This window comes from Nocardiopsis sp. TRM 82005 (assembly GCF_056312425.1).
Genome location: NZ_JBWDTQ010000018.1, coordinates 205,596 through 215,951, shown reverse-complemented (window position 1 = coordinate 215,951; position 10,356 = coordinate 205,596). Strand labels below are relative to the sequence as shown.

8 protein-coding genes are annotated in these 10,356 nt (G+C 69.0%); 5 read left to right on the top strand and 3 right to left on the bottom strand.

Annotation, left to right across the window (positions count from 1 at the left end; genetic code table 11):
- Positions 1–511: 511 nt before the first annotated feature.
- The 5 genes from AC0T5L_RS15665 (at position 512) to AC0T5L_RS15645 (ending at position 8,214) form a co-directional block, all read left to right on the top strand.
- Entirely contained in the window at positions 512–3,193 is a 2,682-nt protein-coding gene (locus tag AC0T5L_RS15665; protein ID WP_476166206.1) for a glycoside hydrolase family 48 protein, read from the top strand.
- 69 nt (positions 3,194–3,262) lie between these two features.
- Positions 3,263–4,717: an endo-1,4-beta-xylanase gene (locus AC0T5L_RS15660; protein ID WP_476166205.1), complete on the top strand. Its 1,455-nt coding sequence runs from the start codon at positions 3,263–3,265 to the stop codon at positions 4,715–4,717.
- Positions 4,718–4,911: 194 nt separating this feature from the next.
- Positions 4,912–6,261 carry a cellulase family glycosylhydrolase gene (locus AC0T5L_RS15655; RefSeq protein ID WP_476166204.1) on the top strand — a complete coding sequence of 450 codons (1,350 nt, stop codon included), beginning with the start codon at positions 4,912–4,914 and terminating at the stop codon, positions 6,259–6,261.
- A gap of 101 nt (positions 6,262–6,362) precedes the next feature.
- On the top strand, positions 6,363–7,439 hold the full coding sequence (locus AC0T5L_RS15650) for a lytic polysaccharide monooxygenase auxiliary activity family 9 protein (RefSeq protein ID WP_476166203.1): 1,077 nt from the start codon (positions 6,363–6,365) through the stop codon (positions 7,437–7,439).
- Positions 7,440–7,545: 106 nt separating this feature from the next.
- Positions 7,546–8,214: a maleylpyruvate isomerase family mycothiol-dependent enzyme gene (locus AC0T5L_RS15645; protein ID WP_476166202.1), complete on the top strand. Its 669-nt coding sequence runs from the start codon at positions 7,546–7,548 to the stop codon at positions 8,212–8,214.
- Positions 8,215–8,248: 34 nt separating this feature from the next.
- Here AC0T5L_RS15645 and AC0T5L_RS15640 read toward each other — a convergent pair whose 3' ends face one another.
- The 3 genes from AC0T5L_RS15640 to AC0T5L_RS15630 all read right to left on the bottom strand — a co-directional run bounded on the left by AC0T5L_RS15640 (position 8,249) and on the right by AC0T5L_RS15630 (position 9,919).
- Entirely contained in the window at positions 8,249–8,842 is a 594-nt protein-coding gene (locus AC0T5L_RS15640) for a flavin reductase family protein (RefSeq protein WP_476166201.1), read from the bottom strand.
- Between the two features lie 187 nt (positions 8,843–9,029).
- The gene (locus AC0T5L_RS15635; RefSeq protein WP_476166200.1) at positions 9,030–9,785 is read right to left on the bottom strand and encodes a hypothetical protein; all 756 of its coding nucleotides are present in this window, start codon (positions 9,783–9,785) and stop codon (positions 9,030–9,032) included.
- Positions 9,785–9,919 (bottom strand): hypothetical protein, encoded by a 135-nt coding sequence (locus AC0T5L_RS15630; protein ID WP_476166199.1) that lies wholly within the window; start codon positions 9,917–9,919, stop codon positions 9,785–9,787. Before AC0T5L_RS15630 ends, AC0T5L_RS15635 begins: the two co-directional genes overlap by 1 nt.
- Positions 9,920–10,356 lie beyond the last annotated feature (437 nt).

The following is a 10,356-nucleotide window of genomic DNA, read 5'->3' as shown; positions in this document are numbered from 1 at the left end:
CTCCGGTGTCGGGGCACTGGTTCTCCGAGCAGTTCCAGGAGCTCCTGGCCAACGCCCACCCACCCATCCAGTAACCCGCTAGCCGCGCAGGGCCACACGTGAGAGGTGTCCGCTCCACGGCGAGCGGGCACCTCCGCCCCGCGCTGCGCTCGGGCACTCCGGGGCGGTCCGGCCCGCCTCGGAGTGCCCGGAATATTCCGGAAACTTAACGGCAAGTAACTCGCTATACACCCATTGTCTGCCTGTGTCGATGGTGTTAACTTCGGCCCACACGTAATGGGAGCGCTCCCGCAAACGTGTGCGACGACAGGCATGCGCTTTCCAAGCCGTACCGCGACGACACGTAAGGCCCGCCCCGGGCCCTGAGCCCCGAGTGGCAGCGCCGCCACCGGGCTCCCTCCACAACACACCCGCACTCCGACCCGGCCGGATCCCCCGGTAACCCCCCGCACCGGCCACGCCCTCCGGCGTCCGCGGTGCCCGGGAAGGAGAACCTGTCCAAGGAGGACACGTGATCACCCCACGCACCGGTCCGCGCAGCACGAGCTGGCGCAGACCCGCGTCCGCGCTCTTCGGCGCGGCACTCGTAGCCGCCCTCCTCCCAGCCGGACCCGCACAAGCGGCACCGATCTGCTCGGTCGACTACCAGGTCAACGACTGGGGGTCCGGTTTCACCGCCGAGGTCTCGGTCACCAACGAGGCCGAACCCCTCTCCAGCTGGACTCTGGGCTGGGAGTTCACGGGCGACCAGCAGGTCACCAACAGCTGGAACGCCGAGGTCTCCCAGAGCGGAGCTTCCGTGAGCGCCCAGGCGCCGGCCTGGGAGAGCGGACTCGGCACCGGCCAGACCGCGACCTTCGGCTTCCAGGCCACCTACAGCGGCAGCAACGCAGCTCCCACCGAGTTCACCCTCAACGGCGCCGACTGCGCGGGCGGGGACGAGGAACCCGAACCCGAGGACCCGGCCCTGCTCGTGGACCCCGCCTCGGTCAGCCTGGATCCCGGCGGCGAGGCCGCCCTCGACGTCGCGCTGTCCGCCGAGCCCGGCGGCGCCGTCTCCGTCAACGTGGAGCGCACCTCCGGCAGCGAAGCCCTGTCGGTGGCCTCGGGAGGCTCCCTGACCTTCGGCGGCACCGACTGGGACACCCCCCAGGAGGTGACCATCGCCTCCTCCGGTGACGGCACGGGCGAGCCCGCGCGGGCCGAGTTCACGGTCTCCGCCCAGGGCTATGACCCCGTGGTGGTCACCGCGCGCGAACGGGGAGCGGCCTCCACCGAGTACGAGGAGGAGTTCCTCACCCAGTACGAGAAGATCAAGGACCCCGACAGCGGCTACTTCCGCGAGGTCGACGGTCTCCTCGTGCCCTACCACTCGGTGGAGACCCTCATCGTGGAGGCACCCGACTACGGGCACGCCACCACCTCCGAGGCCTACAGCTACTACCTGTGGCTGGAGGCGGCCTACGGCAGGATCACCGGCGACTGGGGACCCTTCAACGACGCCTGGGCGTCCATGGAGGCCTTCATCATCCCGGGCACCGCCGACCAGCCCACGAACGGCTCCTACGACCCCTCGGACCCCGCGACCTACATCCCCGAGTCGCTCGACCCGAGCGACTACCCGATGCCGCTGTCCCCCGAGGCCCAGGCCGGCGAGGACCCGCTCTCCAACGAGCTGAGCAGTACCTACGGCACTGACGAGGTCTACGGCATGCACTGGCTGCTGGACGTGGACAACGCCTACGGCTACGGGTTCTGCGGCGATGGCAGCGACGACGTCCCCGCCTATGTCAACACCTTCCAGCGCGGCTCCAACGAGTCGGTCTGGGAGACCGTCCCGCACCCGTCCTGCGAGACCTTCGAGCACGGTGGCGAGAACGGGTTCCTCGACCTGTTCACCGACGACGACAGCTACTCGGAGCAGTGGCGCTACACCAACGCCCCCGACGCTGACGCGCGCGCCGTCCAGGTGGCCTACCTCGCGCACGAGTGGGCTTCCGAGCAGGGCAACGAGGGCGCCATCGCCGAGAACGTCACCAACGCGGCGAAGATGGGCGACTACCTGCGCTACGCCATGTTCGACAAGTACTTCAAGGAGATCGGCGACTGCGTCGGTGCCGAGTCCTGCTCACCCGGATCGGGCAAGGACTCCGCGCACTACCTCATGGCCTGGTACTACTCCTGGGGCGGTGCCCTGGAAAGCGCCGAGTACCCCTGGGCCTGGCGAATCGGCGGATCCTCCGCCCACCAGGGCTACCAGAACGTGATGGCCGCCTACGCGCTCTCGGAGGTGGACGCGCTCCAGCCGGGTTCGCCCACCGGCGTCGAGGACTGGGACACCAGTCTCGACCGGCAGCTGGAGTTCCTCGAGTGGCTCCAGGCCTCTGACGGCGGTATCGCCGGCGGTGCGACCAACAGCTGGGAGGGCACCTACGCCGAGCCGCCCGCGGGCACGTCGACCTTCTACGGCCTGTACTACGACGAGAAGCCTGTCTGGCACGACCCGCCCTCGAACCGCTGGTTCGGGTTCCAGGTCTGGGACATCGAGCGTGTGGCCGAGTACTACCGCATCACCGGTGACGAGCGCGCCGGAGGAATCCTGGACGACTGGGTGCCCTGGGCGATCGAGAACACCACCGTCGGTGGGAACGGCGAGTTCGCCATCCCCGCCGACATGGAGTGGAGCGGCCAGCCCGACGACTGGACGGGTGAGTCCACGGGCAACCCCGACCTGAACGTCGAGGTCGTCTCACACGGTCAGGACGTCGGCATCGCCGCGGGCCTGGCCAAGACCCTCATGCACTACTCCGCGGCCACCGGCGACACCGAGTCCCGCGAGATGGCCGAGGACCTGCTGGAGGCGCTGCTCGTCCACCAGGACGACCTGGGGGTGGCCGTCCCCGAGGAACGGGCCGACTACGAGCGCTTCGACGACCCGTTCGACTCCCCGGACGGCGGGCTCCACATCCCCGAGGGATGGACCGGCCAGATGGCCAACGGTGACCCGATCGACTCCGACTCCACGTTCCTGTCCATCCGGTCCTTCTACGAGGACGACCCGAACTGGCCCCAGGTCGAGTCCTACCTCAACGGCGGTCCGGTGCCCGAGTTCACCTACCACAGGTTCTGGGCACAGGTCGACGTGGCCACAGCTCTCGCCACCCACGGCGAGTTGTTCGGCGACGGCTCCTAGAGGGCCGTGGCCGCGAGGGGGCGGGTGCCCCGTGCGCCCGCCCCCACCCCATCGAACGAAAGGAACACCATGCCGGTTACCAAGGGCCGAAGACGGCTCCGGGGCGGGGCCGTCGGCGCGGTCACCCTCGCCTTCGCACTCGTCACGGGCGGTTTCGCCGTCGCCCACGGCCAGGAGGGCGCTCCGGTGTCTGCGGAGGACGCTGTCCAGGCCCAGCAGGCCAGCCTCAGGGATCTGGCCGACCAGCGGGGCGTGCGCATGGGCACCGCGGTCGCCTCCCACCTGCTGGACCAGTCCGGCTACCAGCGGACGGCCGCCACGGAGTTCAACTCCGTCACCCACGAGAACGACCTCAAGTGGGAGACGGTCCAGCCACAGCAGGGGCAGTTCAACTGGTCCAACGCTGACCGGGTCGTGGACTTCGCCCAGCAGAACGACCAGATGATCCACGGTCACACGTTGGTGTGGCACAGCCAGCTGCCCTCCTGGGTGGAGAACGGCAACTTCAGCCAGGACCAGCTGCGGGACGTCATGCAGGACCACATCAGCACCACGATGGGCCGCTACCGCGGTCAGATCGGGACCTGGGACGTGGTCAACGAGCCCATCGGCGACGACGCCCGGTTCCGCGACTCGGTCTTCTACCGGACGCTGGGGCAGGACTTCATCGCCGAGGCCTTCCGGATGGCCGACGAGGCCGACCCCGACGCACGCCTGTTCATCAACGACTACAACATCGACGGGATCAACGCCAAGAGCGACGCCTACTACGACCTGGTCAGGGACCTGTTGGCGCAGGGCGTGCCGATCGACGGCATCGGTCTGCAAGGCCACATGATCTCCGGCCAGGTCCCCTCCGACGTCCAGCAGAACATCCAGCGCTTCGCCGACCTGGGGCTGGAGGTGATGATCACCGAGCTCGACATCCGCGTCCAGACACCCGTCACCGAGCAGAAGCTGGAGCAGCAGGCCAGGGACTACGAGAGCGTGGTCGACTCCTGCTACTCGGTCAGCGCGTGCTCGGGCGTGATCGTGTGGGGTGTCGGCGACGCCCACTCCTGGGTCCCCGACCACTTCGACGGCTACGACGCGCCCCTGCCCATCGACGGCGACTACCAGAAGAAGCCCGCCTACTGGGCGATCCACGAGGCTCTCGGCGGTGACTCGGAGCCGACCGATCCGCCCACCGAGGAGCCCACGGACCCGCCGACGGACCCGCCGAGCGGTGACTGCGAGGCCGACTACAGGGTCACCAACGAGTGGAACAACGGATTCCAGGCCGAGGTGACCGTCACCGCGGGCGCCAGCCTCACGGGATGGACCGTGACGTGGAGCTTCGGCGGTGGCGAGAGTGTCTCACACGCCTGGAACGCCTCGGTGAACAGCAGCGGTTCGAACGTCACCGCGAGCAACGCCAGCCACAACGGCACCCTCTCCGCCGGGCAGTCGACCGAGTTCGGCTTCGTCGGCAACCACAGCGGAGGCGTCTCGGCGCCACAACTGACCTGCACCAGCGGGTCCTGAACCGCGTCTGACCCCAGGCGCGGAGGAAACGACGCCCAGTATGCGGACGTGACCGCCCCGGAACAGGCCACGCCTGCATCATGACCGGGCGCCGGGGGACCGTAGCCGCCTCCCCCGGCGCCCACCACCCGCTGTCCCAGGACAGCGGTCCTCCGTAATCCGACAACGTTGTCTCTCTCGTCTGGAGATCCGCGATGGTCAAACGCCTACTGATCGCCTTGGGGTCGGTCCTGACCCTGGTGGCGGCACTGCTCGCGTACACGCTGCCAGCCCACGCCGACACCGGCTTCCGCGTCAGCGACGGCCGCCTGGTCGACGCATCCGGGAACGACTTCGTCATCCGCGGTGTCAGCCACCCGCATGCCTGGTACACGCAGGAGACGAACGCCCTCGCCGACATCAAGTCGCTGGGCGCCAACACCGTCCGCGTGGTCCTCAGCAGCGGCGACCAGTGGCAGGAGAACGACGCCGACGAGGTCGCCGGCATCGTCGCCGAGTGCAAGGCCAACCGGCTGATCTGCGTACTGGAGGTGCACGACACCACCGGCTACGGAGAGGAGTCCGAGGCCGTGTCGCTGGACCGGGCCGTGGACTACTGGCTGCGCGTGCAGGACGCCGTCCAGGGCGAGGAGGACCACGTCCTCGTCAACATCGGCAACGAGCCCTACGGCAACGACGAGTCGGTCAACCAGGGCTGGGCCAGCGACACCAGTGCGGCCGTCAACCGCCTGCGTGACGCGGGTTTCGACCACACGCTGGTCGCTGACGCGCCCAACTGGGGCCAGGACTGGCAGGGCATCATGCGCGACGACGCCCAGTCGGTGCTCGACTCCGACCCGCACGGCAACACGATGTTCTCCATCCACATGTACGGGGTCTACGAGCAGGAGTCGGCGGTCGTCTCCTACATGGAGCACTTCGCCGACGCGGGCCTGCCGCTGATGGTCGGCGAGTTCGGCCACGACCACTCCGACGGTGACCCCGACGAGGACGCCATCATGGCCAACGCCGAACGTCTCGGGCTGGGCTACGTCGGCTGGTCCTGGAGCGGCAACGGCAGTCCTGTCGAGTACCTGGACATGGTGAACGGATTCGACGTGAACAGCCTCACCCCCTGGGGCGAGCGCATCTTCAACGGTCCCGACGGGATCGCCTCGACCGCGGTCGAGGCGCCGATCTACGGCGGTGCGGGCGAACCGACCGACCCGCCCACGGACCCGCCCACCGAGGAGCCGACCGACCCGCCGAGCGGTGACTGCGAGGCCGACTACGCCGTGACCGGTGAGTGGCAGGGCGGTTTCCAGGGAGAGGTGACCGTCACCGCCGGAGCCGATGTCACCGGCTGGACCGTGACGTGGAGCTTCGGCGGTGGCGAGAGCGTCTCGCACGCCTGGAACGCCTCGGTGAGCAGTGACGGCGCCGATGTCACCGCGAGCAACGCCAGCCACAACGGCGCACTCTCCGCCGGGCAGTCGACCTCGTTCGGCTTCATCGGCACACACACGGGGAGCACCTCCACACCCACGCTCTCCTGCACCGCCTGATCCGACCCGCACCGCCTGCTCCCGTCGAGGGAGACAGGTCCAGCCCCCGGCCGCACCGACCGGTGCGGCCGGGTTTCCCCCCACACAGATTGGAGTGGCCCATGAGGTCACGCGACGTCATAGCCCTGACCGTGGCGCTCGGCGGACTCGCCGTCGGCACGGCCGTCGTGGCCCTGCCGGACTCGGCCGAGGCCCACGGCGCGTTCACCTACCCCGCCAGCCGCACCTACGCCTGTTTCCAGGACGCCACCGGCGGCAGCTCCGGCGGCGCGCTCCAGCCCACCAACGAGGCCTGCGCCGACGCTCTGGCCGAGGGCGGGGACTACCCGTTCTGGAACTGGTTCGGCAACCTGATCAGCGACTCCGACGGACGCCACCAGGAGTTCGTGGCCGATGGTGAGCTGTGCGGACCCACCGAGTCCTTCTCGGCGTTCAACGCGGTCCGCGACGACTGGCCGACCACCCAGCTGGAGCCGGGCACCACGGTGGAGTTCCACCACAACGCCTGGGCGTCGCACCCGGGTACCTTCTACACCTACGTCACCGAGGATGGGTTCGACCCCGCCACGGATGCTCTGAACTGGGACGACCTGGAGCTCATCGACGAGGTGACCGACCCGCCGCAGCGCGGCGGCGGTGTCGAGGGTGCCGAGTACTACTGGGATGTGGACCTGCCCGACAAGCAGGGCCAGCACATCGTCTACGTGGTGTGGGAGCGCTCCGACAGCCCTGAGGCGTTCTACAACTGCTCGGACGTGGTCTTCGGCGAGAGCACGGATCCCGGACCCGACCCGGAGCCCGAGCCCACGGACCCCGAGCCCAGCCCCGAACCCACGGACCCCGAGCCCGGCCCGGAGCCCACGGACCCGCCGCAGGGCGAGTACTGCACGGCCGAGTACACCGTCGCCAGCGAGTGGTCGAACGGCTTCCAGGCGGAGGTCGAGGTCACCGCGGGCGAGGACGGGGTCGACGGCTGGATGGTGGACTGGGTGTTCGCCAACGGCCAGGAGGTCAACAACTCCTGGAACGCCTCGCTCGTCAACCACGGCGCTCACTTCGAGGCCACCAACAGCGCGCACAACGGCACTCTCGAACCCGGACAGAGCGCCAGCTTCGGGTTCACCGCCACCCACGGGGGCGTGAACATCGAGCCCGAGGTGGCCTGCCAGGGGTCGTGAACCCGGCAGTGACCATCCTCCCGGGGACCGTACCCCCCTGAAGGGCCGTACCGGCCCGCGCGGTCCCGGCGCCACGGTACCGAACGCTGTTCGGTACCGTGGCGCCATGGATACCGCAGACGTGTACACCCGCTGCCAGGACCGCATGTTCGGCCTCGCCGACGGCCTGAGCGCGGATCAGCTCTCCACCCCCGTCCCCGCCCTGCCCGAGTGGAACGTTCAGCAGACCTACGCCCATCTGGCCGGTCTCTGCGCGGACGTGTCCGCGGAGCGGGTCCACCCTCCGGCCGACGACACCGTGACCGCCCGCCAGGTGGCTGAGCGGGCCCACCTGGACATCACCCAGCTCTGCGCGGCCTGGCGCGAGGACACCCCGGCGCTGCTGCGGGTCTTCGCCGCCCAGAAGCGGGCCCGCTACTCCCTGCCCGCCGTGGACGTGTGGCACCACGAGAACGACGTGCGGGGCGCCCTGGGCATGGAGGCCCAGCTCCAGGACGCCGACCAGCTGGCGGCCTTCAACATCGGTGCGATGAGCCGCGCATGGTCCCCGGAACTGCCCGGGGTACGCGTGGTGGCAACGGACACCGGGCAGGAGTGGACCTTCGGCGAGAACGCCGACCTGGAGTGGTCCGCCACGGCCTTCGAACTGGTCCGGGCGACCACCGGCCGCCGTAGCGCCGCCCAGATGCGCGCCATGGACTGGAGCGGTGATCCCTCGGCAGTCCTTGACCGCCTGTCGGCGTTCCCGTTCCCGGAGGTCGACCTGCGGGTCTGACCCGCCCCGGACGGTCGGGCGCGGGCCGGAGCGGTCAGGGCCGGTAGGGGACGCGGTCGACGGCCCGCACCTCGCCCAGCGTGGCCCACTCGTTGCGGCCCAGACGCGCCAGCGGGCGCAGCAGGGCCGCCTCGGGGTGCCCGTCCACCAGCACCGACTCGTCCACGGACGCGCGTACCACCCGGCCCAACACCACGGTGGAGTCGCCCAGCCCCAGCGTCGAGTGCAGCACGCACTCCAGCGCCACCGGGGAACCCGCGACACGGGGCGGGCGCACGTCCGTGCTGGCCTCGCGCTCGATCCCCAGGGTGTCGAACTCGCTCACCTCCGGCGGATAGGGGGTGCCGCTGGCGTTCACCTGGTCCTGCATCGGTTCCGGAGCCAGGTTCACCACGAACTCGCCGGTCCGCTCCGCGTTGCGCAGCGAGTCCTTGCGGCGCACCGACGTGAACTGCACGATCGGCGGTTCGACACAGGAGACCGTGAAGAAGGAGTGCGGGGCCAGGTTGTCCACGCCCTCTTCGGAGGTGGTGGAGACCCACGCGATCGGGCGCGGCACCACCACGGCCGTCAGCAGCTGGTAGAACGCTCGTCCGGGCAGGTCGTCTGGGGTCCATTCAGTACGCATCAGTACCGATTATGCCGCCTCGCGCCGAACGGGTCGCGTACTGGGACCTGGACTGGCGCGGGGAGCCCCCGGACCTGTGGAGGGCCCGTCCGGCCACGCCGAAGACGAGCCGCAGAACGGTAGCCCCGAGATCGACCGGCACGTTACCGACCTGGCGAACCCTGACCGGCTCCGCGCCCCTACCCGCTTACGGGTTCACTGGCCCCGTACCCGTGTCAGGCACGAGGATCGGGGTCCAGATCGGGTTCTCCAGGTCGTATTCGTCATCTGAAGCCATAGTGGTGTCGATAAGGGTGTCGACGATCCAGTCACCACCGCGGGTGGTTTCGTCCCAGACCATGGTGCGCCCGTAGATGTGGCGGTCCTCGGCCACCACCGCCCCACCAGCGCTCATCTCCAGGCCAGCGAGCACTCTCACATCGACGGCGCCGTCGTCCTGCTCCTCCCACCACACGCCCAGGGGCGTGATGAAGAAATAGGACGCGGGGCCGGGGAAGTCGTCCGTGTCGAAGTCGGAGTCCTCCGGCTGGCGAAGCCGCAATTGCAGAGCACGGTCAGAGAGGATGAATTCCTCGACGAGGGCCGCGTCGTACTCGCTGCGGTGGTAGGTGTTGAGCACCTCCACCAGGGCCTCGGTGTCGTTGGTGGACTGGGCCTGCAAGCCGTACACGGCCGCGGAGACCGCGCCCTGGGCGGTGTCGGGGAACCCCACGGGGTAGCGCCCCTGGGCCAGGTCCTCCCCGGTCAGGGGAGTGAACTCCTCCTCAGCGGATGGCTGGCCGGGCTCAGAGGCTGAGGGTGTTTCCGGTGGCGGGGAGGTGGTGCCACGGCCCAGGAGCCAACCGCCCGTCACGGCCAACAGCACCAGCACCAGGCCCATGGCCAGGTACAGGAGGCGGCGGTTGCGGGTGGCCTGGGCGGCGGTCCGCGAAGGAGTTGACATCAGATCTGGAACAGTCCGGTGACGATGGCGATGGACATGGTGATCACCGCGGTGACCGGGCAGGCGCACGCGAACTGGCGCACGCCGTCAGCCGAGACCGCGCCGCGTCCCCCGAAACGACCGACGGACATCATCACCCCAGAGGCCACGAACGCATCGGGGAAAGCGGTAGAGGGGCTCGTCCAAAGGAGCGGGAGGGATCTGTGTCCCCGGGGCCGGGTGGAGCGTCCTCGGTCTCGCTTTAGTTCTTTACCACGTTCTTCGGCCACTGCAAATGATATTGGCCCTACTTCGGCGTTTTGGCTTAGTGTTCCGTTTGTTCGCTTTCGGAGCGCTGAGCACATTTATACCATCACTGCCTGACGCTCACGGGAGAACCGCAAGCCATCAGAAGTGGAAATAATCCCGTTGATCTGGTATTCGGAGCGCCGGTTCCTCGCCGCAGCGCTCTGGCCCCGCCGCTGGACTCGAACACGGCGCGTTCCGTCAGCCCAACAGGCTCAGCCAGCAGTTCGGGTATCCCTGACCAGACCGAAGGAATCCCGGGAACGGTTTTGCGCACCTGTGGCCA